21 protein-coding genes are annotated in these 23825 nt (G+C 68.4%); 7 read left to right on the top strand and 14 right to left on the bottom strand.

Features of this window, described 5'->3' with window-relative positions; genetic code table 11:
* Positions 1-18: 18 nt before the first annotated feature.
* The 4 genes from AB4Z18_RS02585 to AB4Z18_RS02570 form a co-directional block, all read right to left on the bottom strand.
* Positions 19-1626, bottom strand: a complete 1608-nt coding sequence (locus AB4Z18_RS02585) for a GMC oxidoreductase (RefSeq protein WP_441781140.1) — start codon at positions 1624-1626, stop codon at positions 19-21.
* Positions 1627-1644: 18 nt separating this feature from the next.
* Positions 1645-3138 (bottom strand): MDR family MFS transporter, encoded by a 1494-nt coding sequence (locus AB4Z18_RS02580; protein ID WP_441781139.1) that lies wholly within the window; start codon positions 3136-3138, stop codon positions 1645-1647.
* Positions 3139-3290: 152 nt separating this feature from the next.
* Positions 3291-3608, bottom strand: coding sequence for a hypothetical protein (locus AB4Z18_RS02575; RefSeq protein ID WP_441781138.1), 318 nt, complete (start codon positions 3606-3608; stop codon positions 3291-3293).
* A gap of 80 nt (positions 3609-3688) precedes the next feature.
* Complete coding sequence (locus tag AB4Z18_RS02570; protein WP_441781137.1) at positions 3689-5290, bottom strand: DUF5597 domain-containing protein; 1602 nt, start codon at positions 5288-5290, stop codon at positions 3689-3691.
* A gap of 235 nt (positions 5291-5525) precedes the next feature.
* On the opposite strand from AB4Z18_RS02570, the gene AB4Z18_RS02565 reads away from it, so the two are divergent.
* Complete coding sequence (locus AB4Z18_RS02565) at positions 5526-7727, top strand: cytochrome P450 (RefSeq protein ID WP_441781136.1); 2202 nt, start codon at positions 5526-5528, stop codon at positions 7725-7727.
* Positions 7728-7751: 24 nt separating this feature from the next.
* On the opposite strand, the gene AB4Z18_RS02560 is transcribed toward AB4Z18_RS02565, so the two are convergent.
* The 3 genes from AB4Z18_RS02560 to AB4Z18_RS02550 all read right to left on the bottom strand — a co-directional run bounded on the left by AB4Z18_RS02560 (position 7752) and on the right by AB4Z18_RS02550 (position 10967).
* On the bottom strand, positions 7752-9017 hold the full coding sequence (locus tag AB4Z18_RS02560) for a S1C family serine protease (RefSeq protein WP_441781135.1): 1266 nt from the start codon (positions 9015-9017) through the stop codon (positions 7752-7754).
* A gap of 139 nt (positions 9018-9156) precedes the next feature.
* Positions 9157-9783, bottom strand: coding sequence for a response regulator transcription factor (locus AB4Z18_RS02555; protein ID WP_441781134.1), 627 nt, complete (start codon positions 9781-9783; stop codon positions 9157-9159).
* Positions 9780-10967 carry a sensor histidine kinase gene (locus AB4Z18_RS02550; protein ID WP_441781133.1) on the bottom strand — a complete coding sequence of 396 codons (1188 nt, stop codon included), beginning with the start codon at positions 10965-10967 and terminating at the stop codon, positions 9780-9782. The genes AB4Z18_RS02555 and AB4Z18_RS02550 overlap by 4 nt, the downstream gene beginning before the upstream one ends.
* A gap of 163 nt (positions 10968-11130) precedes the next feature.
* Between AB4Z18_RS02550 and AB4Z18_RS02545 the strand changes: the two genes are divergently transcribed.
* Positions 11131-12201, top strand: coding sequence for an ABC transporter permease (locus AB4Z18_RS02545; RefSeq protein WP_441781132.1), 1071 nt, complete (start codon positions 11131-11133; stop codon positions 12199-12201).
* On the top strand, positions 12198-12890 hold the full coding sequence (locus AB4Z18_RS02540; RefSeq protein ID WP_441781131.1) for an ABC transporter ATP-binding protein: 693 nt from the start codon (positions 12198-12200) through the stop codon (positions 12888-12890). Before AB4Z18_RS02545 ends, AB4Z18_RS02540 begins: the two co-directional genes overlap by 4 nt.
* A 21-nt stretch (positions 12891-12911) precedes the next feature.
* On the opposite strand, the gene AB4Z18_RS02535 is transcribed toward AB4Z18_RS02540, so the two are convergent.
* The gene (locus AB4Z18_RS02535; protein WP_441781130.1) at positions 12912-15176 is read right to left on the bottom strand and encodes a glycoside hydrolase family 3 N-terminal domain-containing protein; all 2265 of its coding nucleotides are present in this window, start codon (positions 15174-15176) and stop codon (positions 12912-12914) included.
* Positions 15177-15348: 172 nt separating this feature from the next.
* On the opposite strand from AB4Z18_RS02535, the gene AB4Z18_RS02530 reads away from it, so the two are divergent.
* Complete coding sequence (locus tag AB4Z18_RS02530) at positions 15349-15681, top strand: hypothetical protein (protein ID WP_441781129.1); 333 nt, start codon at positions 15349-15351, stop codon at positions 15679-15681.
* Positions 15682-15777: 96 nt separating this feature from the next.
* Here AB4Z18_RS02530 and AB4Z18_RS02525 read toward each other — a convergent pair whose 3' ends face one another.
* The 4 genes from AB4Z18_RS02525 to AB4Z18_RS02510 form a co-directional block, all read right to left on the bottom strand.
* Positions 15778-16377: a TetR/AcrR family transcriptional regulator gene (locus AB4Z18_RS02525; protein WP_441781128.1), complete on the bottom strand. Its 600-nt coding sequence runs from the start codon at positions 16375-16377 to the stop codon at positions 15778-15780.
* Positions 16378-16407: 30 nt separating this feature from the next.
* Positions 16408-17637: an FAD-dependent oxidoreductase gene (locus AB4Z18_RS02520; RefSeq protein ID WP_441781127.1), complete on the bottom strand. Its 1230-nt coding sequence runs from the start codon at positions 17635-17637 to the stop codon at positions 16408-16410.
* 522 nt (positions 17638-18159) lie between these two features.
* Positions 18160-19113 carry a DMT family transporter gene (locus AB4Z18_RS02515; RefSeq protein ID WP_441781126.1) on the bottom strand — a complete coding sequence of 318 codons (954 nt, stop codon included), beginning with the start codon at positions 19111-19113 and terminating at the stop codon, positions 18160-18162.
* Positions 19110-19961 (bottom strand): phosphatase PAP2 family protein, encoded by an 852-nt coding sequence (locus AB4Z18_RS02510; RefSeq protein WP_441781125.1) that lies wholly within the window; start codon positions 19959-19961, stop codon positions 19110-19112. The genes AB4Z18_RS02515 and AB4Z18_RS02510 overlap by 4 nt, the downstream gene beginning before the upstream one ends.
* Before the next feature lie 67 nt (positions 19962-20028).
* Here AB4Z18_RS02510 and AB4Z18_RS02505 point away from each other — a divergent pair, with 67 nt between their 5' ends.
* Positions 20029-20439 (top strand): hypothetical protein, encoded by a 411-nt coding sequence (locus AB4Z18_RS02505; RefSeq protein WP_441781124.1) that lies wholly within the window; start codon positions 20029-20031, stop codon positions 20437-20439.
* Between the two features lie 13 nt (positions 20440-20452).
* Here the strand turns inward: AB4Z18_RS02505 and AB4Z18_RS02500 are convergent, their stop codons facing one another.
* Entirely contained in the window at positions 20453-21112 is a 660-nt protein-coding gene (locus AB4Z18_RS02500) for a phosphatase PAP2 family protein (protein ID WP_441781123.1), read from the bottom strand.
* Positions 21113-21319: 207 nt separating this feature from the next.
* On the opposite strand from AB4Z18_RS02500, the gene AB4Z18_RS02495 reads away from it, so the two are divergent.
* Positions 21320-21985 carry a response regulator transcription factor gene (locus AB4Z18_RS02495; RefSeq protein WP_441781122.1) on the top strand — a complete coding sequence of 222 codons (666 nt, stop codon included), beginning with the start codon at positions 21320-21322 and terminating at the stop codon, positions 21983-21985.
* The gene (locus AB4Z18_RS02490) at positions 21982-22962 is read left to right on the top strand and encodes a sensor histidine kinase (RefSeq protein WP_441781121.1); all 981 of its coding nucleotides are present in this window, start codon (positions 21982-21984) and stop codon (positions 22960-22962) included. Before AB4Z18_RS02495 ends, AB4Z18_RS02490 begins: the two co-directional genes overlap by 4 nt.
* Positions 22963-22998: 36 nt before the next feature.
* Here AB4Z18_RS02490 and AB4Z18_RS02485 read toward each other — a convergent pair whose 3' ends face one another.
* Positions 22999-23808 (bottom strand): COG4705 family protein, encoded by an 810-nt coding sequence (locus tag AB4Z18_RS02485; RefSeq protein WP_441781120.1) that lies wholly within the window; start codon positions 23806-23808, stop codon positions 22999-23001.
* Positions 23809-23825 lie beyond the last annotated feature (17 nt).

Here is a 23825-nt window from a genome sequence, read left to right as displayed (position 1 = left end):
CGGATCGATGGATGCGTGTCAGCTGCGGGCGTCGGCGGATGCGCTGGTCGTGGCGGCCAGCCGGGAGGCGGCCTCCCGTGCGCCGCGCACGGCGATCGCGACGCTCATGAGCGTGGGGTTCATGCTCGTGGCGGTCGGGATGAGGGCGTTTCCGCCGACCACGAGGTTCTCGTAGCCCCACACCCGCGAGTACGGGTCGGCGACCGAGGTGCCGTCGTCCTCCGCGCCCATGCGCATGGTCCCCTGGTAGTGCAGGCTGGAGCCGTTCGGCAGTAGCCGCGGCTCGGCGACGAACGTGCCGAGGGCGTTGCCCGCGCGACGGAGCCGCTCGGTCGCCTCGGCGATCTCGCGCTGCTCCCCCTCGGTGAGCTCGTACGAGACGGTCATGTTGGGGAAGCCGCGATAGTCGAGCTCGTCGTCGGCGAAGGTCACGCCGTCGTCGTACCGCGGCTGCTTGCGCATCCCGTAGCCCATGTTGACGTACCCCCAGCGGTTGCCGGCCGCGGGATGCGCAGGGTCGAGCTGGAACGGCGGCCTCTCCGCGTACATCACCTGCAGGGAGAACGGGTGGCCGGGTTCGGAGAAGGGGATGCGGTTGACGGCCGCGACCGGGTCGGCCGGGTTGGTCGCCCTGCGGGCGAGCTCCGCATCCAGCTCATCCTCCGTCGCGAACCGGCCCATGCTCTCGGCATCGAGGGCGACGGTGGAGATGACGACGGGATGCTCGGTCAGGTAGTGGCCGAGGGCTCGGGGACGGATCCCGGACGCCCACAGCAGCTGCGGCGAGCGGAAGGCGTCGGCGGCCACGACGACGAGGTCGGCGTCGAACGTGTAGATCTCGTGGTTGCGCAGGTCCTCCACAAGGACGCCGGTTGCCCGGCCGTCAGCGTGCTCGACGCGGCGCACCAGGGAGAGGTCCCGCAGCTCGAATCGCTCCGAGAGATCGGTCCCGGGCTCGAGCAGCGGCCCGAGGACGACGTCGGCTCCGGCCCAGCGCATCGTGCCGTCCGGCTGGGGGTCGCCGGAGACGGGCAGGGTCGACGGCCCGTAGCCCTCGGGCAGCTCGGAGCCGAACTCCTCCTCCAGCAGCGACCGGATGGCCGCGCCGATCTCCGAGTCCGCGAAGGCCGATGTCTGCACGTGCAGGAGCCGCGATGCCTCCGCCACGAGTTCTTCCCACTCCGGGTCCGCGATGAAGGGGATGCGCTCGCTGAACGACGGGCTCGGCGTCGCGCACGTCCAGTGGGCCCCCATCCCCCCGACATTGGTGGACGCCGCGCCCGCGGGGAAGCTCGACGCGTGCGCCGAGCCCGCACCGCCGAAATCGAGGAGATGCGTCCCGCCGCGCGCCGTGAACATCCCCTCGACGACGGAGGAGGAGGGGATGCCGAGGGACTCCCGGAACGCCCCGGCCTGCGGACCCTGCGACAGCTCGCGGGCCCGCTCCTTCTCGTCCGGGTCGGGGATGTTGCGCACGTTCTCCCCGGCGATGGCGGTCAGCTGCGGGCCCGCCTCGAACATGACGACGTGCGCGTCGGGGAGCGCCTCGAGCAGCAGCCGGGCGTAGGCGGATCCGATGGGACCGCTGCCGACGACAGCGATGGTGCGGGTCGGGGTGGGGGTCATGATGTCTCCTGGTCGTGCTCAGGCGGGGATGGACGCGGTCGGTGCCGCGCGCAGGGAGTCGGTGTCGTCGGACAGTCGGCGGTTCGGCAGCAGGATGGACGCCACGACGCCGACGACGTAGGTGGCGGCGAGCGCCACGAAGATCGGGACGAAGACGCTCTGGTAGACGTGGGCGACCTGCTGCTGGATCGCGGGGTCGTATCCGTGAACTAGGGCGGGCGTGAGCGTGGCCGCGTCGAGGCCGGTCGGCAGCATGACCGCGACACCCGCCCCGATGATGCCGCCGATGAGGGCCGTCGCAACGGTCGCGCCGACCTGCCTCACGAGGTTCACGCTCGCCGTGATGGTGCCGGTCTCCTCACGCGGCACGGCGCTCTGGACGACGGCCACGATGAGGCTCATGAAGGCGCCGGTCCCGAGGCCGACCACGGCCATCGCGACCGCGGGCGCCCACAGCGGTGCACCGGCGGGCAGCAGCGCCATCGCGCCGAGGCCGACGGCGCCGAGCACCGTGCCGACGAGCGGATAGACGCGGTAGTGGCCGGTGCGGCTCACCAGCCAGCCGGACGCGAGGTTGCTGACCAGCATCCCGAACACCGTCGCGATCGGCACGAGACCTGAGACCGTAGCGCTCGTGCGGTACGCCATCTGGAAGTAGGTCGGAAGATACGACGTGATCGAGAAGAGGCCGATGCCGACGATGGCCGAGATGACCGTGCCGGCGGCGACCGTGCGGTCGCGGAAGTGGCTGAGGGGCACCAAGGGCTCCTCGACGCGCAGTTCGATGACGAAGAAGACGACGATGGCGACAGCTGCAATGACGAACGCGACGGTCGTGGCGACCGCCTGCGCGCTGTCACCCACCCAGGACACGGCCAGAACGAGGGCGACCAGTCCGATCGTGAGAGCGATCGCGCCGGCGACGTCGAACCTTCCGATCCGCCCGGGTTCGATGTGTGGGATGGCCACGATCGCGAGCGCGAACGCGAGGATGCCGACAGGGGCGTTGATCCAGAACACCCACGGCCAGCCCCAGGTGTCCGTGATGATGCCGCCCAGCACCGGCCCGATAAGGATCGCGATCGGGAAGGCCGCGCCGATGATCGCCATGAACTTCGGCCGCTGCCGCGGCGTTGTCACCTCGGCGATGATCGTCTGCGACATCAGCTGAAGGCCGGCCGAGCTCATCCCCTGGATCACGCGCGCGACGATGAGCCAGACGATTCCGTTCGCGAAGCCGCACGCGACCGAGCTGAGGATGAACACGGCGACCGAGCTGAGGAACACGGCGCGCGGCCCGATCCGGTCCCCGAGCTTCCCGAGAACGGGCAGCAGGACGGTGCTGGCGAGCGTGTACCCGACGACGATCCAGCTCATGTGCTCGAGCGCGCCGAGCTGGCCGGCGACGGTGGCGATGGCCGTGCTGACGACGGTGTTGTCGAGGGCGCCGAGGAAGGACACGGCGAGGAGGGAGGTGACGAGGAGGCGGAACCTGAGTGGCGAGAGCGGCATGCGAAACCCGAACGATCGGGTGATCGACGCGACGGTTTGTGCCCTCGCCGCAACGTCACGGTGAGGAACGGGCCGGGGCCCCGACGTCATAGTTAGTATATGACGAACTTAGGTCTGTTTTCAACCTAAGCGGGGCATTTTCACTCGTTGCCTTATCTCATCGGACGGCTGGTCGTGAACGTATTCGCGGTCGTCAGGCGGTAGGTGACCTCCGCTCCCGAATCGGCTACTTTCGTCCAGACGCGCACTCGGTCGCCCAGATCCATGGTCACGCGGTCGTAGGCTTCGCCATCGATCCGTTCTCCCGCGAAATAAGAGGACCGGCCCTCGCTCGTCGACATCAGGACACCCACGAAGTCGGCGCCCCTCGGCGGCTCGTCCACGAGGTCCGAGGGTACGAGCTGCAACACGATGCTTTCACCGCGCACGACCCGAGGGTCGTTGTACTTGGCACCACCGTTATCGGTCATTATCGACTCCTACTCAGACGCTTTCGGGTGGTCAGGGTAGGCCTCTCTGCGGGCAGCCGCAATGGATCCCAGGGTGCGGATCACACGCGCAGCAGCGTGACCTCGGCAATGCCGATTCCGCGCTGCGGCACGATCGCTAGGCGCTCGTCACCATTGAGGAACCGGGCCGGCCGCAGCTCCCCTCCGTCGAGCACGAGCTCGCGCACCTCGTCGATCTCGACCGTCGTATCGTCCGCGGCGAAGTCGAACAGCGCCGCCTGGCCCGCGACGATGAACCGGTCCGGCCCCGTGTGGATCACGATGCCGAACGGACGATCGTCCCCAGGCGACGGGATGGCGCCCGGCCTCGTCTCCGACGGCGACGGCTCGGGCTCGGGGAGTTGCACGCCGACATCCAGGAGCATTCGGGCGAACAGCCCCGGTCCGTTGCGCACGGTCAGGGTGAGGTCGCCGAAGCGATGTGTGGCGGATTCCTCCTGAGCTCCCAGCGCGAACCCCCAGACGTTCCCGAGGGGGCGCTGCTCCAGGATGCGGTCCGCCAACGCCAGCAGGCTCCGGGCAGCCTCGAAGAAGAGCGCGCCCTCCCGGCCGTCCTCCAGCCCGAACGTGCAGTAGCCGATCGCATCCAGTGCCCCGACCGCGAGGAACAGGTCACCGGCGGAGAAGCGCGACTCCGGGACGAAGAGCGGGTTCCCGCGCCGCGCGTAGGCCTCGAGCACCGGCCGGGAGTCGTCGATGTAGATGTCGGGCGACAGCCAGTCTAGCGACGGCGCCACCGCCTGCCACAGTCCGAGCATCCGTGCGGTCGGCCCTCCGCTCGGGTACTGCCCCGGCTTGTCCTGACCGGGCTGCGGACCGAGCCAGGCATTCGCGAAGAACGGGATGCGCGTGACCGAGCGCACGGGAGCCGCGGTCCTCTCGACGTACGATGCGAACCCCCACGCCATGAAAGTCTCCTGGATGTCGTCGGCGTTCCCGGCGAGCTGCGACCAGGCAGACCCGGCGGGCGCGGCGAGCACAGCCTCCGCGACACCTGCGGGGAGCGCGTCCGCGTCGTTCCGTGCGAGTTCGGTCACGACGTCCGGCACGGCGGCGTTCCACGCGGCGAGAGCCGGCACGGAGTGGTCTCGGGCCGAACCGAGGAGGCCGATCTCGTTCTCGACCTGCACCATGATCACGGTCCCGGCATCATCGATCGCCGCCAGATGCCCGACGAAGGCCGCAAAGGCGCGCGCGTCCGCCGCGACGAGCTCGGGCGAGAACACGGAGAGGGCAGGCTTCGCCATCGATCCCGCGTAGCTGAACGGCGTCGGCAGCGGCTCGTCCTGCAGCACCGCTCGCGGGAACCGCGCGGTGTCGGCGCGGACCCAGGTCGGCGCGTAGGTCGACAGTGCGTTCTTGAAGGCGCCGAACCAGATCACGCCCAGCTTGAGTCCGGCACCGCGCGCCTGCCGGACCAGTTCATCCACGATACGGAAGTCGAAGTCGCCCTCGGTTCGTTCGACCTCCGCCCAGGCGACCGACACGAGGACCGTGTTGATGCCGACGCTGCCGAGTCGGTCCCATTCCGCGGCCAGGTACGCGGGGTCCGACGAACTCGAATTGTGCAACTCGCCGCCGATGGCGAGGAAGGGCCGACCGTCGACGATGAGCGAGGAGTTCTTGATGACCGCGGTGTCCATTCTCCGAGTATCGCAGACTTCCGCATCAAAGCTGCATAAGTTACCCGATTCTTGACAATACGAACGGTCGGCGCGTACCGTCGACGCTTACACAGGCGGGGTGAGGGCGCCCGGCATCACGGCCGGAGCGAATAACCCCCCTCGGCGCCTCCAGCGCGCCGGGCGAGCACGAGGACCCATCGCGTCCCGCTTGTGCATGCCTGCGGCGGGCCGCCAGCACTCCTGGAGCCCACGAATGACCACCTTCACCACGCCGTCGGCGTGCCCCTTTGCCGATCCCGAACGGCTGTTCGCCGACCTCGAGGCGGCCCGCCAGTCAGACGATCCACCGCAGCCCGAAACGTTCGGCGGCGCCCGGGTCTTCACCGACTACGACGACATCGTCGCAGCCCTCCACGACCCGGAGACCTTCTCGTCCCAGCCCACGGTCGGCACCATCCCGTCTCCCTGGCGCGAACAGTTCGAGGGCCGCGTGCCCAGCCGCGGCACGCTGCTCGGCATCGACAACCCCGACCACGACCGGCTCCGGTCGAGCGTCAACACCTTCTTCATGCCCCGCAGGCTGGCCCGGTCCGAGCCGTGGATCCGCGAGGAGGCGCACCGGCTGGTGGACGGCTTCGCCGAGCAGGGGGAGGCCGACCTCAAGACCGCCTTCGCTCTACCGCTGCCGCTGCGGGTCATCAGTCGCATCGTCGGGATCGATCCGGAGCGCGCCGAGTGGGTGGGCGCGGCGCTCGGCTTCTTCATGGGACCGCGGGACATCTACCACCCGGGCACGCCCGACCAGAAGGCGGCCAAACTCCTCGACCTCCACGACCACCTCCGCGAACTCATGGAACGGCGCCGGATCAACCGCCGCGATGACTTGATCAGCCACATCTGGGATCAGCGCGACAGCGGCGCGGTCGACCTGACCGACTTCGAGATGCTGTCGATGTTCCCCGGGCTGATGCTCGCCGGCCATGAGACGTCATCCAACCTGATCTGCGTCGCCCTCTCGCACTTCCTCGCCGATCCCGACCTCCACGCCCGTGTGCAACGCGACGACGCCTCCCGCGCGCAGGCGCTGGAGGAGATCTTCCGTTTCGAGTCCGCCATCACCGGAATGAAGCGACTCGTCACTCGTGACACGCATCTGGGCGGCGTGCCATTGCGGGAAGGCGACGAAGTCTTCCTCGCCTACGCCGCGGGATCCCGCGACCCGAGCCGTTTCGCCCATCCTGAGCGGATCGACGTCGAGCGCACCTGGGAGTCGCCCCATCTCGGGTTCGGCCAAGGAGTGCACGCGTGCCTCGGAGCCCCGCTCGCGCGGCTCCTCCTCCGCGTCGAACTCGGGGTTCTCCACGAGCGGCTGCCCGACCTCCGGCTCGCGGTGCCGGTGCAGGAACTGCGGCACACCGTCGTCTCGGAGGGACGCGGGCTCGTGTCGCTGCCCCTGGCGTGGACGCCGACGACCGCGCCCCGGCGCTCCAGCCCCGTATCGACGGACACCGCGACGCCGGAGTCCGTGCCCGTCGTCGTCAGCGGCCGCCGCGAGGTGGTGCCCAGCGTCGTCGAGCTCACCCTGACCGCCGACGGCGGCGGCCTCCCGGCCTGGCGCCCAGGCGCCCACATCGACCTGGAGCTTCCCGGTGGGCTCGTACGCCAGTACTCGCTCACCGGGGACCCGAGCGAGCACGAGTACCGGGTCGCGGTGCTCCGCGAGGACGCCGGTCGCGGCGGATCCCGGGCTGTGCACGACGGCGTCGCCGTCGGCGACCGGCTGCGCATCCGCGGACCTCGCAACCACTTCGCGCCGCAGCCCGCACCGTTCTCGCTCTTCCTCGCCGGCGGGATCGGCATCACGCCGCTGCTCCCCATGGCGGCAGAGGCCGCGAGCGCCGGAATCCCCTGGCGCTTGCTGTACCTGGGACGGTCACGCGAGACGATGGCCTACGCCGACGAGCTTCAGGAGCGGTACGGCGCCAACGTCTACCTCTGGCCCAGCGGCGAGCGCGGACGCTACGACCTCGACGACGTGTGGATGCGCCTGCCCGCCGGTGGACGCGTCTACGCCTGCGGCCCGGAGGAGCTCCTCCTGGCCATCGAAGATTCGGCCCGCCGAGCGGGCCGCTCGGACAGCGTGGTGGTCGAGCGGTTCGCACCCCGTGCGGTGTCGAGCCTGCCCGATCGACCGTTCGACGTCGAGCTGCGCCGCACCGGGACCACGGTGCGGGTGGCCGCGGGAGAGTCCACTCTGGACGCGGTCAACCGGGCCGGAGCCAACGTACTGTCGACCTGCCGCGAGGGCACCTGCGGCACCTGCGAGGTGCGCGTGCTCGCCGGCATTCCGGAACACCGCGACTCCGTGCTCGGGCTGGAGGAACGGCTGGCGGGCGACACGATGATGACCTGCGTGTCGCGGTGCGTCGGCGAGAAGCTGGTGCTCGACCTGTAGACGAGGCCCGCCGCCCGCGCTGTTCTAGGCGGCCGGGCCCGTGCCGAGGGTGAGCTCGGCGGTGTGGGAGGCGCCGGTGGAGTCCATCCAGCTCACGCTGACCGCCTGCCCGGGTGCGAATGCACTCAGCGCCTGGGTGAGCGTCTCGGCCGAGGCGATCGGGGTGCCGTTCAGGGCGACGATCGTGTCGCCTGCGGCGAGCCCGGCGGTCGCTGCAGGGCCTCCGTCGATCACTCCCGCGATGGCCGCGCCCTCGACGGTGGAGCCGGTCGCATCCGTGGAGCCGATCTCCACTCCTAGGAAGGCGGGATTGCCGATCGTCACGGTGGACGACGCCTGTCCTGACTCGATCTCGGCGGCGATGCTCAGGGCGTCCTCGATCGGGATGGCATAGCCGGCCACGGTCGCGCCGCCCTGCGCTGCGGCGGTGTCGATACCGATGACCTGATCCGCCGCGTTGAACAGCGGTCCGCCAGAGTCCCCGGCCTGGATGTCGGCGTCGGTCTCGATCAGTCCATCCAGCGTCTCGGACGCCGCAGTCTGCTCTGCCTGCGTCGTGATGGTCTGCTCCAGCGCTGTCACAGTCCCGGGCGACGCGGACGGCGTGCCACCCACCCCGCCGGCGTTCCCGACACCGGTGACGGCCTCGCCGACGGCGGTGTCCGCCGCCGCGTCGATGGATGCGGTGGTGAGCCCGGACGCGCCGCTCAGCTGGAGGACGGCGACGTCGTGGGTCGCGTCCGTGCCGACGACGGTGGCCGTGTAGACCGCACCGGTGGAGACAACGGTCACGCTGATGCTGGTCGCGCCTTCGACGACGTGGTTGTTGGTCAGGATCTCGCCGCTCGCCGTCAACACGATGCCGGTGCCGGCGCTCTCCGCCTGGGCGTAGGTGAGTTCGGAGGTGATGTCGACGACGCCCACCTCCTGGGCGGCGGTGGCGCTGGCCAGGGTGGAGGTCGTCCCGGCGGTCGACTGGCTACCGGCCGAGCCGTCGCCGGCTCCGTTTCCGTATCCGTATCCGTAGCCGTACCCGTATCCCGAGCGCCCCATCGCAGTGCTGATCTGGGCCGAGCTGCTGACGGATGGCGCGGCGGCGGCCGCACCGGAGGTCACGCCGGTCGCCGCCAGCCCGAAGGCCGAACCCGTGACGACCGCCACCGCAAGAGCGGTCGATACGGCGATCACCCCTCCGCGTCGTCGTCCCCGCGCACCCCGTGTCGGCGGCTGGAGCTGCGCTCCGCTGTCGCCCTGGTCGCCCGCAATCGGGTCTGCGTCGATGTTCTGCATGGCTCGGGTCCTCTCGGCATCGGTGATGTGCTCAGCACACAGCACCCGATTGCCGGACGGTCATGAACTCCCTATGACGGGTCTGTAAGAAAGCCGGAGTTGGCTATGAAGAGCCGGTGCGCCCGCTGAGGAGGCGTCTCTACCGGAGGATCCCCTGGCGGCGGGCGGCGGACACAGCAGCGGTCCGGGAGGCTACTCCGAGCTTCGTGAAGATGTGAGCGAGATGCGACTTCACGGTCGTTTCACTGACGAACAGCTCCGCCGCGACCTCGGTGTTCGATCGGCCGGCGGCGACCAGTTCGAGCACCTGCATCTCGCGGGAACTGAGGCTCGTCTGCGGGGCGCGCATGCGATCCAGGAGCCGGGTCGCGATGACGGGCGCGAGCGCGCTTTCACCGGCGGCGGCCGCACGGACCGCGGCGATCAATTCGTGGGGCGGGGCGTCCTTCAGGAGATACCCGCTCGCTCCCGCCTCCACCGCTCCGAGGATGTCCGCGTCGGAGTCGTAGTTGGTGAGGACCAGGACGTACGGCGCGGCGTCGAGGGCACGGATCCGTCGGGTGGCGTCGGCTCCCGTACTCGCCGCCTGGGCGCCGAACTGGAGATCCATGAGCACGACGTCCGGATTCTCGCGGAGTGCTGCGTCTACTGCTTCGTCCGGTGTAGACGCTTCGGCCACCACCGCGAAGTCCGCCTCGAGAGCGAAGAGCGCGGCAAGGCCGGCGCGCACGACGGGATGGTCGTCGGCGATGACGACCCTGATCATGCGACAGACTCCGGCATCAGCCGCACGGTGAGGGTCGTTCCGTCTCCGGGCCGGGAGCGGACGGTGAGGGTGCCGCCGAGCTGCTCGACCCACTCCCGGGTCGCCTGCAAGCCGAACGAATCGGACCGGCCCCTCCGCTCCCCCGGATGCTCGGGGTCGAACCCCCTGCCGTCGTCGGTGATGGTGAAGACCACCTCGCCCGAGGGATCGGCGGCCAGTGTGATCGTCGCGACGGTCGCCTGCGCGTGCTGGACGATGTTGGCCACGGCCCCCTGCGCGATCCGCAGGAGCGCCGTCTGGATGTGCATGGGCAGAGGGACGGCGTCCGAGACCCTCACCTTCACCGGCAGTCCTTGCGCGGCCCACTGCTCGGCGGCGAGGCGGGTGAGCGCAGCCCCCAGCCCGCGGTCGTCGAGCTCCGGCGGCGTGAGCTCCCTGATGAAGCGGCGGGCGTCGGCCAGGTTGGACGCCGCAGTCTCACGCGCCAGGCGGATGTGCTCGACACCGGGTCGCCCGGCGTCGGCCCGCTCCGCGGCGTAGAGCAGCATCTGGATGCTGGAGAGCCCCTGCGCCAGGGTGTCGTGGATCTCGCGAGCGAGGCGGGCTCGCTCGGCGAGGACGCCCGACTCGTGCTCGGTCGCCGCGAGCTGGTCACGAGTGGCGAGGAGCTGACGGACGAGGTCCTCGCGCTGCGCGGCTTCGCGGGCCAGCGCCTCGTAACCGAGCCCGATCAGCAGGGCGACCGCGGCGCCGATGACGGGGCCCACGATGCCGCCCACCGACCATCCGGCGTGGACGCCGAGGGCGCAGATGGCGATGACGGTGGCAGCAACGACCGCCAGAGACCCCCACCAGCGCCCCAGCAGGTGGAGGTAGAGGAAGAACAGCGGGAACACGAGGTAAGCGGCATCCGGGGTGAGCCAGAGGAGCGCCGCCCATTCGATGGTGAGGACGGCCAACCAGATCCGGGCGGGCAGTCGTCCGCCGCGCCGTGCCCTCCGCGCGAAGAGCGCTCCCGCCGCATAGGTCGCAACGAGCAGCACCGAGAGCCCGATGGCGGCTCCGGAGGTGGAGGTCGGCGCTACGACGGCGCGGACCATGACCAGACCGGCGAGGCCGACGAACAGGACGTGGAGGCCGGCTCGCAGGCCCACGAACACAGGGGTGAGCGCGGTGTGGGCCATAGCCGAACTCTACGGCCGCCCCCCGAGAGCGTCATCGTCCGAAAGGACGAGTCCGTCGGCCGCCTTTCGGCCGCCAGGGGCCGTGCTCGCGGCCGATGCCCGCGGCGCACCGAGACGGAACAGTGGACTGTGTCGCCGCATCGGCGGCGAGAAAGGACACGTCATGTTCGTCGCGCTCCGCGACCTCCGCTTCGCCCGTGGGCGGTTCGCCCTCATCGGCACGGTGGTCGCGCTGATCACCGTTCTGGTCGGCTTCCTCAGCGGCCTCACCGGAGGACTGGCCACTCAGAACATCTCCGCAGTCGTGCAGCTTCCAGCCGATCGTCTCGTCTTCTCCGCTCCGCCCACGGGAGGCGAGGGACCGACGTTCGCGGACTCGACCGTCACCGAACGCCAGGCCGAGACCTGGGCGGCGACGGAGGGTGTCACCTCCGTCCAGCCGATCGGGATCACCCAGACCCGGGCCGAGGCCGGCGACTCCCGGACCGCGATCGCGGTATTCGGAGTGCGGCCCGGCTTCGACGCCGGCGCTCCGTCTCAGAACGGCACCGCCAGCCTGTCCACGGCGGCGGCCACGAGTCTCGACGTGCGGACGGGCGACACCGTGACCATCGCGGGCACCCAGTTCACGGTTGCGGACGTACACGGCGACGCCTGGTACAGCCACACCCCGGTCGTGGAGGTGACTCTGCACGACTGGCAGCAGCACGTCGCCCGCACCGGCGGCTCCGACGCCTACGCCACCGTTCTCGCCGTCCGCGGTTCACCCGACTGGAGCGCCGTCGAGACGCGCACAATGACCGTGTCGACCAGCGTGCTCGGATCACTCACCGCCCTCAGTGCTTTCCGTTCGGAGATCGGTTCGCTGCTGCTGATCGTCGCCCTGCTGTTCGGCATCTCTGGTCTGGTGATCGGTGCCTTCTTCACCGTCTGGACCATGCAGCGAAAGGGCGACATCGCCGTGCTCAAGGCCCTCGGCGCCAGCACCCGCTCCCTGGTCCGCGACGCCCTCGGCCAGGCGCTCATCGTGCTCGTGCTCGGGATCGGCCTCGGGATCGGCGTGGTCAGCCTCTTCGGCGCCCTCGCGGGGACCGCCTTGCCGTTCCTTCTGAGCCCGCTCACCACGGTGCTCCCAGGCCTCATCATGATCGCGCTCGGCCTCGCCGGCGCCGCCTTCGCCCTCCGTTCCGTCACCTCCGCCGACCCCCTCACCGCACTCGGGAGCAACCGATGATCCAGCTCAGCAACGTCACCCTCACCTTTCCCGACGGCGACAGCCGCATCACCGCCGTCGACCACGTCAGCCTGACCTCCCGGCCGGGAACCGTCACCGCGATCACCGGACCCAGCGGCTCGGGCAAGTCCACCCTCCTCGCCGTCGCGGCCACCCTGATCCGGCCGGACTCCGGGAACGTCCTCATCGACGACATCGACGTGGGCCGTCTCACACCCGCGGAGGCGACGACCCTGCGCCGGGAGAAGATCGGCATCGTCTTCCAGCAGTCCAACCTGATCCCGTCGCTCACCGCCCGCGAGCAGTTGCAGGTGATGAACGCGCTCGGTGGTCGGTCGTCACGCCGCCGGCCTGAGGTTGGAGAACATGCCGACGAGCTGCTGAACGCGGTGGGACTGGGCGATCACCGGGACAAGCGACCTCACCAGCTGTCCGGCGGGCAGCGCCAGCGGGTGAACATCGCGCGCGCCCTCATGAACGGGCCCAGCGCTCTACTGGTCGACGAACCCACCAGCGCCCTCGACCAGGAGCGCGGCGCCAGCATCATCGAACTCATCCTGCGCCTGACCGACGACCTGGACACGTCCACGCTGCTGGTCACCCACGACACTGTCCACCTGCCGCGCATGCATGGGGGCGTCCACCTCGTCGACGGGAAACGGCTGGACAGCGTCCCGGCCACCGCGTGATCTCGGCGGTGGGCGACGGAGCTAGTGCGAGAACACCAGCCAGTTGACGTTGGCGAACTCGCTCGCGGCACCGGTCCCGCTGCCGACGAATCGCAGGTACACGCGGTCGGTACCCGTCGGCGCATGGGCGAGCGGAACGGTCTTCGTCACCCAGTGCTGCCATCCTCCCGTCGACGCGACGGGGATCCGGGCGAGCACCGGCCCCGCGGGAGAGCCCGTGCGTACCTCGATCGTTCCGGTAGCGGTCGCACCGGATGCGAGCCGAACGGAGACCGTCTTGGGGGCCGTGCCTCCGAAGTCCACGTCGAACCACCCGGCGAAGTCGCTATCGGCGAGGTGGGCGAGCGCGCGCCCGCAGTCCGTGTCGCTACAGCTCTCGGTCGACGTACCGCGCTGATCGTCGTAGTACACGGCGCCGATCGTGTCGTACGCGGACTGGCCGGTCGTGGGATGAAGCCCATAGCCCGCAGAGAAGAGGGCGTTCTGCCCGTCGCCCGCGTTGATGGGTTGCTGTCCGGCGTCGTGCATCCACGTGACCGGCAGCGTCCCGGTCGCCGGAACGCCGCCGTACAGGATGTCCGCGACGCCGGCGCCTTCCGTGCCGGGCAGCCACGCCTCGACCGCAGCGCGTACGGACCCGAGCTGCTCATCGATGTCCAGCGGGCGTCCGCTCAGCATCACGAGCGTCACGGGCACGCCCGACGCGGTGACGCGATCGATGAGCGCCTGGTCCGACGCACTCAGGCGCATGTCGCCGGTGTCGTCGCCTTCGTACTCCGCGTACGGTTTCTCGCCGACCACGACGACGGCATCGTGATAGCTGTCGTCGATGCCCGACCCATCGGGCGAGAAGGTGACCGTGGTGCCGGGCGCCACGGCGGCGCGGATGCCGTCGAGGATCGTCGTCCCCGGCTCGATCGGGCCCAGCGAGCCCTGCCATCCCATCGTCCATCCCCCGGACTGCTGGCCGATGTCGTTCGCCCCGCTGCCCGCGACGAAGACCTTGCTCGCGCTCCTGGGCAACGGTAGGAGTCCTCGGTCGTTCTTCAGCACGACCGTCGACTCGGCGACGGCCTGTCGTGCGAGCGCGCGGTGCGCGGCCGACCCGACCTGGCCGGCGAGAGAGCGATCGGCGTAGGGATGCTCGAACAGTCCCTTCTGGAACTTCTTGGTCAGGATGCGTGAGACGGCGTCGTCGATGCGCGCCCTCGAGACGCGCCCGGCGTGCACCTCGGCCACGAGCTCGGCATGGAACTGCGCGTACTCGTCGGGCACCATGATGAGGTCGATGCCGGCGTTGACGGCCGTGCGCACGTCGTAGGCCGAGAGCGTGGTCTTGTCGCCATCCAGATAGTCCACGCCGCCGTAGTCGGAGACGAGGATGCCCGAGAAGCCGAGCTCCTTCTTCAGGACATCGGTCAACAGGTACTTGTCGCCGTGGAGCCGCGCACCGTTCCAGCTCGAATAGCTCACCATCACGGCCGAGACCCCCCGGCGCACCGCCTCGCGGAAGGGAGGCAGGTGGATGGCCCGCAGGTCGGCCTCGCTCAGCTGCGTGTCGCCGCGGTCGTCGCCGCCGGTCGTCCCGCCGTCGCCGACGAAGTGCTTGGTCAACGCCATGATCGAGTCCGGTGCCGACAGCGACGAACCCTGCTCGCCCGTCACCATGGTCGTCATCGAGGAGACGAGGGCCGGATCCTCGCCGAACGACTCGTACGTGCGCCCCCAGCGGTCGTTCCGGACCACGGCCACCGTCGGCGCGAAGTTCATGTCGATGCCGAGCGCACTCACCTCCTGGGCGACGGCATGCCCGATCTGCTGGACGAGCGCCGGGTCGTGCGTCGCGCCGAGACCGATGTTGTGCGGAAAGATCGTCGCGCCGTACACGTTGCCCGCGCCGTGCACAGCATCCATCGCGTACAGCATCGGGATGCCGAGGCGGTTGCGCAGGGCGGTCTTCTGAAAGCCGTCGTACATGTTCTCCCAGCCGGCCACGGTATTGCTCGCCGGTGCTGACGTGCCCGCCGAGAACCCGGCACCGACCATGCCGCTCGCGAGCCCGTCATCCGACAGCCAGCGGCGCTCGATGAGCGTCATCTGGCCGATCTTCTCGTCGAGTGTCATGCGGCTCAGGAGGTCGGCGACCCGTGTCGCGACGCTCTTGCTCGGATCCTGGTACGGCAGGGGCGCCGCGTTCGCCGCCGTCGGAACGCCGACGATCAAGGTGGCGCCCACAAGAGCGGCAGCCATGGCCGCGATGGTTCGGGGATGCATCCGGATGTTCACGTTCGGCTCCTCTGAGGATCGACAATCGTGTACTCAGCGCCTTTGCCGGATTGGGCGCGAGATTAGCAGCGAAGTCCCGTCGCGCGGAAGGGGCAGGAGCGCGCAAGGCACGCGCCAGCCCGTCGCGCGGGACGGCTGACTGAGCCCGCCCTACCTGGCATGATCATCTTTTGTGGTCGCGCTCATTCCCGTTGCCCTCGTGCTGGCCGTCGCGGCAGTCGGCGGGTTGGCAATTTGGCTCATGGAGCGCTCCAGACGCCGCGTCATCTCGACCGAAGGCGTAGTCGGAACGGTCCGCGAGAAGCGGCATGTCGATGAGCACGGTGAGCTGCGGCTTCCTTATCGGGGCGCCGGTGGCGGCGATATCAGCGTTGCCCCTGAGTCGTACGTGCTCGGCATCCAAACGACCACGGACTATCGGGAGATCGTCGTCGATCGCGATGTCTTCGATGCATTCCAGATCGGCGACGTGTTCCCCGGCGCCAACCGACTGCCACGCATATAGTTCGGGAAAACTCGAAGTGACGTCCGTGCGGAATCCGACCGGCAAGTGCCGTCGCGACGGCGCGGGAGGCGATGGTTCGTGCTCGCGTGCCCGACGCTATTCTGCTGCCGCCAAGATCGAGCGAGCTATCCGGCACAGGCGAGTCTGATAGACCTCGAATGACTCGCCGTCCACCAGAAAACTGTCCCCGTACATCGTCCTCAGCACGCATTCGGAGTAGAGCACTCGAGCAGCCTCCACGCCGGCCGGTGCGCCCAGCTCTTCCCCGAGCCGGTGGACCAATCGACGCGATTCCGCTGCGCCCATGTCCAACAGCGCCGGATCATCGACCGATCGCGAAATCACAGCACGGAGGAACGGGGCGTGCTCGGCGAACAGCTGAGTGATGATTCGTACGACTCGGGTCGCGGGATCGCTCTCCGGCGTAGCGTCGGACACCGTCTCGAACAGCTGGTCCTCTGTGGTTCGCATCCGCTGGATTCCGAATTCGTAGACGGCGGCGAACAGTCCGGCTCGACCGTCGACGCGCGCGTAGATGGAGGGGGCGGATACCCCGGCCCTGCGGCATGTCTCGGAGATCGAGAGCGCTTCCCAACCGCCGCCCTCGAACAGCTCCAGAGCTGTCCGGAGGACGCGCTCCCAGCTTTCGCGGCTTCTCGCCTGGCGGGGTGCACGCTCTGCGAAGTCAGCGGTCATGCACCCAGTCTCCCGCACCCGCGGGAGTCTCTAGCCGTGCACCGGCGACGCGATTCCCGCACCCATCTCTGCGAGCTGCGCGATGATCTCCCCGGGGTTGCGCTCACCGACCTGCTTCTGGAAGAGCGAGGTGCGGTCGAGAACGAGATCCCGGACCGGCTGCAGGGCGCGAGGGGCATGATGAAAAGCCTGCCCCAGCGTGTATGCCAGCTGGACCTGAGCTGTCGTGTGCGGGATGCGCGGGGTCTCGTACCGTAGCAGAGCCGACTCGACCGCCTGACGGTCGGCGAGATCAACGCCGTAGAGAGCTTGGCCGAGGAAGTAGCCGTCGCAGATCGACATGCCGGCACCGTAGGCGGCGTATGGTGACGTCGCGTGCGCGGCATCGCCGGCCAGCGTGACGCGCCCCTTCGACCAGTGCTTCAGGGGCTTGCGGTCGCGAATCGGCCACCGCTGAACATGACTCGGCGCCGTTGCACGTGCAATGGCCTCCAGCGGCCCACCGAAGCGCTCGGCGAGTCGCAACGCGTGGCCGTACAAGTCTGATGGCGCCTCGCGCATCGGGTCCCATGCCTCCAGCACCCACCACTGGAAGCCCTCCTGCGCTCCCCGCCGAATGGAGGTGTAGCTGCCCTGCACGTCACGATCGTGGCTCAGGACCGCCGCGCCCTTTTCCGCGGATTCGATGGGTTCGAAGGTATAACCGCCGATGATGTGCAGGCGATGCTCGCGCTTCTCGCTCGCTCCCCAGAGATGCGTTCGAACCATCGAATCGATTCCGTCCGCACCGACCAGCACAGGCGTCGAAATCGTCGAGCCGTCAGCAAGGGTGAGGTTGACGAGGTCCCCGCTGACGTCGTCGATGGCGACGACCTCTTGATGCGTGCGGAGCATCCCGTCGGGCAAGGCGGACAGCATGCGGCCGTACAGGTCGGGGCGAAGCATTCCGATGAACCCGCCACCGAACTCCGCCGTCACGGCGTCCGGGATCTGAATGTCCGCGCGCACGTGCCCATGCGCGTTCCGGAAGGTCGTGTGGCACGGAGCCCCCAGGTCCGTCGTGTCGACTCCCATCGCGCGGAGCGCCTTAATAGGCGGTGGCCACAGGTTCAGGATGTTGCCTGCCGGCCGCGCCTCCGGGTACCGCTCCAGGATGACAACCGGATGACCTGCCGTGTGCAAAGACAGGGCACTGGCCATGCCTGCGGGGCCGCCACCCAGTACCACTGCTGCGCCGTGCGGAATCTTGTGGTGTTCCATGTGCTACTCCTCGTCGAGTTGCATCGAGAGTAATTCGATCCGCGCGAATTGTAAAGGTCTTACAATTCGTGGACGGACAGCCCGCGAGGAAAGAAGCCGGAACCCGAGCGAAGACGCAAAGGCCATAGGCGCAAGAGGGATGCAGGCAGGCGCCGTCGGGGAAGGACGAATCGCAGATAGTTCGAACAGTCGGACATGCAAAACGCCCCGGATCCCTGTGTTATTAGGGATCGCGGGGCGTTTTCGTGGCGGTACCGGTGGGATTTGAACTCTAGTTCCTGGCCCTCTGGTCCTCTTCATGCGGCCTAACTTCCGCTGAAATTCAACGAAGTGGGGCTCGTGTCATCTCCCTGCAGCTCGTTTGATCTCACACGTTTGTAGTCAAAATGTAGTCAAACGGCAGACCAAGGCAGTGTCACACGGCGCGATCCTTTGACGCGAAGTGCGCTCAGTGGCGGACCGACGCTGCGTGTCAGCGCGACTGCGCGCACCACGGCGCCCTCATCGAGTCCGCCCAACCTGTCAGAGCGACGAGACGCCCTTGGCGGCCTCGCTCTGGTGCAGCCGGGTGCCGCTCCGGGACACCTGGATGACGCCCAGGATTGCGATGGCGCCCGCGATGGCGAATACGAAGCCGGCCCAGAGCGGGGCGTGCACGGCCTCGCCGAGTACCAGCACGCCGATGGTGACCCCGACGATGGGGTCGATCACTGTCAGGCCGGCGACGACGACATCCGGTGAGCCTGACGAGTACGCCGTCTGCACGAAGTAGGTGCCGAGGATGGCGGCGGCGAGCAGCCCGGCCAGGCAGACGGCGGTGAGCCAGTCGGCCGGCTCCAGTTGGAAATGCGCCTCGAAGATCGTCTGGATGCGGCCGATCAGCACCTTGGCCAGCGTCGCGACGAAGCCGAACAGCACCCCCGCGCCCACCACGTAGAAAATGCGGGTGAGACGCTTGCGCAGCACACCGAAAACGACGCCGAATGCCAGCAGCACGACCGCCAGGATGACGACCACTGCGATCAGCTGCGGCTCCTGAATCGGCAGCGTCGTCGTCGTCAACGCGGCGACCGCGACGAACAGGCCGACGCCGACGACGCAGAGCGCCATCGCCCGGATAGAGCGGCCGTCCAGCTTCACCTTCGTCACCCGCGCGTTGAGGACTGCGGTGATCACAAGTGCCAGCGCTCCCAGCGGCTGGACCACGGTCAGCGGAGCAAGGAACAGGCTGAAGAGCTGGAACAGGATGGCGAGCCCCAGGCACACCGTCCCGAGCAGCCAGGACGGCCGTCGTGCCAACGCGAGAAGCTGCCCGATTCCCAGGGTGCTCCGTTTGCGATCGCTGGGCTGTGCTTCAACCTTCGCCACCCCACGCTGTTGCAGTTGCGCTCCGACTGCCAGGAACACGGATCCGACGAGGGCTACGGGTATGCCGAGGGACTGTGCGGGCGTCAGGGAGACGAGGTCGAGGCTCATGCGCTCGGCGCCCGCGTCGGGGCTGGCAGTTCCCGCCGGCGTCGCACCGTGAGGTAGAGCCGGTGGGCCGTGATGATCAGGGCGAGCCAGGCGGCTCCGAGCGCCCACGCCGCGAGCACGTCGGTGAACCAGTGGTGACCCAGGTAGATCCGACTCAAACCGACGGTGATCGCGTACAGACCTGCCCCGCAGATAAGCAGCACCCGTGCCTGAACGGAGTGGCGCCGCAGGACGAGCAGGTAGGCGATGATCCCGATCACGACGACCGCGTTCAACGTGTGGCCACTCGGAAACGAGGGCGAATACTCGTATGGAGGCACAGCATCCGTCAGCGGCGGCCGATGCCGTCCGATCAGATCCTTGCCCACGATCGTCATCAGCAGCGAGCCGATGCCCGCAGCGCCGATGAGGAGAACGGGCGTCCAGGAGCGGCGACGGAGAGCGAGGATGAGGATCGCCGTCACGGCGATGACCGGCATCCCGATCTCGCCCGCGATATCGGTGTAGCCGATGGTGAACGCATTCAGCGCGGGCGACCGCAGCTGGATCGCCGCGTTCAGGATGGGCAGGTCGAGGCCCGAGACGCCGTCCTTGTCGGTGACGGCGTCATACACTTGCGCCGCCACCAGGGCGAGGACGATCACCACCGCCATCCCGATGGCGAGAGTGATGATCAGCGCAGCGTTGGGACCGAGCCGGGCGCTGATCCAGTGCGCGAACCGGGCGAGCTGCCGGCCGAGCGGCGTGTACCAGTGGGTCAGGTCCCGGTCACCGACGAACCGGTCGTCGTTTACTTCACCGCGGACACCGGTTTCGTGTGGGTCGGGAGTCAACGCGGAGCCTGTCATTTCTTGCATTGTGCCCGCCGTTTGTGACACGGGAAACCGGCTTGGGCTGTGCAAGCGCTCAGAGGAAATGAGACCCGAGCCTCGTGATCCGGCTGCGCCCGCGACGGTGGGGGCCATCGTCGTTCCCGCTGGCCCGGTGGCGGGCTTCTGCCAACCCGAGCTCATCATGGCCGCCCACATCATGAATGCCGCGCGCGACCAGGGGATCGGGACGCATACGCAGGCCGTCGGCGTCATGACTGCGATCGGCGAGTCCGGGCTCCGCAATCTCGACTTCGGGGACGCCGCCGGAGCGGACAGCCGAGGTCTGTTCCAGAAGCGGGACAACGGAGCCTGGGGCACGCTCGCCCCGCGAATGGACCCCTACACGGCAGCATCCAACGCGCACGAGGTCCAGGTGAATTCCGACCCCGACTATTACGCCCAGTACTGGGACCACGCGCAAATCATCGTCGCAACGCTGGCGGGCTCGCAGTAGCCCAGGTTCGGCATCAGTGCGTTTTGGCCGGCGGTGGCACGGGACCGATTCGCCGCAGGAACGGCAACCGGTCCAGCACAACCAGTCCGAACCGCGACCATAGCCCGCAATAGAACGAGATCGCGACAGCTGCGACGAGGGCCGATCCGATGACATCCGTGAGGTAGTGGGCGCCGACGTACATCCGCGATACCGCGACGACCACGACGAACAGCGTCCCGATCAGCACGGTGAGGGTGAACCAGCGGGTGTTACGGGAGAGAAGAACAGCGGCGACCGCGTACGACACGGCGAAGGTCGTGTGGCCGCTCGGGAAGCTGTCGTTCCCGGTTTCCGCCAGCAACGGGTGCAGCATCAGATGCCCGTTCGGGCGGGGCATGGAGACGGCTGCCTTGAAAACCTCGCAGGAGAGGTAGCCGAACGCAGCGACAGAAGTGAAGGCGAAGGCGTTCACCGGCGAGCGCCGCACGAGAAGCAAGAAGAGAAACGAGATCGCGAGTATCGCCACACTCCCGGCAGGAGACAAGAGAGCCTCGATCGCCAGCGAAACTGTGCCGACAACGCCGTTCTGGTGACGGGTGAGCCAGACGTCGATCTGGACCTCCGCGACCGCGATTCCAGGAACGCGGCGGACCAGCAGACCGAGGAGCACCACGATCACAGCCCCCAACATCGGCCAGAGAATCCAATGACGGGGATGCGGAAGCACCGCCATCCTGGCACGCGCGTCGGATATCGCCGTAGGCGAGGATGCGAAAACCGGGCGGGAACTCATACTTGAACGTTACGAAACGGGTCCACATGAATCGCTAAGAGTCCGTCGCCCGAGCCCCGGACCAGCGCCGAGGTCCTGCTCCGAACGGCCGGGTAGGTTGAAGGCATGGTTGCCCAACGGCTCAGAGTGCTCCTGGTCGAGGACGACGTGCGTCTCGGGCCTCTCATCGAGCAGGTTCTGGCCGAATGCTACGACGTCACCCGCGTGGTGGATGGCGAGGCCGGCCTCGCGGCGGGACTCGCCCGCGACTACGACGCAATGGTCGTAGACCGTCGGCTGCCCGGGATGGGCGGCGGCGAACTGGTGAAGACCTTGCGCGAGCGCCGGGTCGTCGCACCCATCCTGATGCTGACCGCCCTCGGCACCGTACGGGACAAGGTCGAGGGCTTGGATGCTGGCGCGAACGACTATCTGGTGAAGCCGTTCGAGTTCGATGAGCTTCTGGCGCGATTGCGCGCGCTGACCCGCACTTTCACGGGCGAGGGCAGAGAGCTACCCATCGGCGAGTGGCGGTTCTACCCCGAGAGCCGCGCGGTCTATTCGCCGTATGAAGGACGCATCCTCCTGACGGACCGCGAGAACGCGCTGCTCCGGCTGCTGGCCGAAAACCCGTTGCGCACGTTCTCGCGGCGCCAGATCCTGGACGCCGTGTTCGAGTCGGACGAGCAGCCGGGAACCGTGGACACCTACGTCCACTACTTGCGCCGAAAGACCGACCCGCAGATCGTGTCCACCGTGCGCGGTGCGGGCTACCGGTTGGGGCAGCCATGAAGCGCAGTCGCGATACGACGGAGTCGTTGGAAGTGCGGCGGGCATCGCGTGCAGTGGCCCTGCAGATCACGATCGCGTCCGGAGCCCTCGTCGTCGCAGCGGTCGGTGTCGCATTCTTCTTCGTGCTCGACCAGTTGCGTCCCGCCGAGGTGAAGGAGCCGCCAGCGCCAGGTGAGCACAAGATCTACATCGACACAACCGCGGCACTGATCGCGTTTGTCATCGTCGGGGTCCTGGCCATCGTGATCGCGGGAGTGCTCAGCATCATCGTGACGCGCCGGGCTGTCCGCCCCCTCGGCGAAGCACTGGAAGTACAGCGGAACTTCGTCGCGGACGCGAGCCACGAATTGCGCACGCCGCTCGCCGTGCTCGACGCTCGGCTCCAGGTCCTGCAAAGGAGCCTCGCGGCAGATGATCCGTCCGCTCCTGCGATCGCGGAACTCCGGAGCGATACCCGGACTCTGATCGACGTGGTCAACGACCTGCTGCTTGCCGCCGGACCTGAGCGGGAGACGCCAGCGGACCCGTCCCCGCTTGCCGAGCCGGTCGAGAAAGCCGTCCAATCGCTGCAGGTTCTGGCCCGCGATAATGCCGTTGAGTTGCGCTTCGAGCGACACGACGACGTGTGGACGACCATTCCGCCTACCAGTATGCAGCGGTGCGCGGTCGCTCTCCTCGACAACGCCCTCACTCACTCGCCGGTCGGATCCTCCGTTACCGTCGATGTCCGGCTGGACGGGCAGGACGCTGTGCTCACGGTCACCGATCAGGGCGCGGGCATCACCGGAATCGACCCGGCCCGAGTCTTCGATCGGTTTGCACGGACAGAATCGACCACAACCGGTCGTACACGAACGGGCTTCGGGATCGGGCTCGCGCTTGTCCGTGAGATCGCCGTGCGATACGGCGGCACGGTCGCTGTCGCGTCCACCGGCTCCGCCGGCACGAGCATCGAGATGCGGGTCCCGTCCGCCTGACGAGCGTGACCCGCATCCCGAATGCCCTCTCGCTGATCAGAGGTCGAGGCTGGGCTCCCGCGCCGCCGTCGACGACTCCCGAGCGGGGGTGCGGTCTCGTCGCGACACCGTCAGGAAAACCACGAGCGCCAGGATCGCGACGAGGAACAACACGCTCGTCAGGATGGTGCCGAGCCCGAGCCCGCCGTCGCCCGTGGGCTGGGCGAGAAAGTCTCCCAGGGATGCGCCCAGCGGCCGGGTGAGCACGTACGCGATCCAGAAGGAGACGATGGCTCCGAGCCGGAACGCGAAGTGGGCGATGGCGACGACCGCGATCGCGCCCGCGAAGACGCCGACGGACGCCAGGTAACCCACGTTGAGCTGTTCGGCGAGGAAGTCGCCGGCAGCGGTCCCGAGTGCGAACGTGAAGAGGATCGCCAGCCAGTAGAACCCCTCACGTCGCCGGGTGACGATCTCGTGGATCGACAGCGTCCGCTCGACGCGGTACCAGACGGCGAACGTGACGATCAGCGCAAGGGCGAAGACGGTGGTCGAGACCGCGAGCGGGACGCCGAGGCCGTCCGTCAGGTTGTCGGTGATCAGCGTGCCGACGACGCTGATCAGGACGACGGTCAGCCAGTAGACGGCCGGAACGTACCGTGTAGTACGGAACTGGGCGACCAGGACGACCAGGAAGAGCACCGCCATGACGATCGAGGTCAGTTGAGTGCCGAGGTGCAGGTTGGTTGCCAGCAGGTCAGCGGCTGTCTCGCCCACGGTGGTGGCCAGTACCTTGATGATCCAGAATGTCGCGGTCGGCTCGGGGACCTTGTTCCCGGTGAGCGCGAGACGGTTCGGCTCGGTCATGTTTTCTCCTTCGTGCG

The sequence above is a fragment of the Leifsonia sp. 2TAF2 genome, assembly GCF_052115085.1.
Taxonomy (GTDB): domain Bacteria; phylum Actinomycetota; class Actinomycetes; order Actinomycetales; family Microbacteriaceae; genus Leifsonia.
Note: the sequence above shows the minus strand (reverse complement) of the source record. Positions and strands in the feature narration are given on the sequence as shown.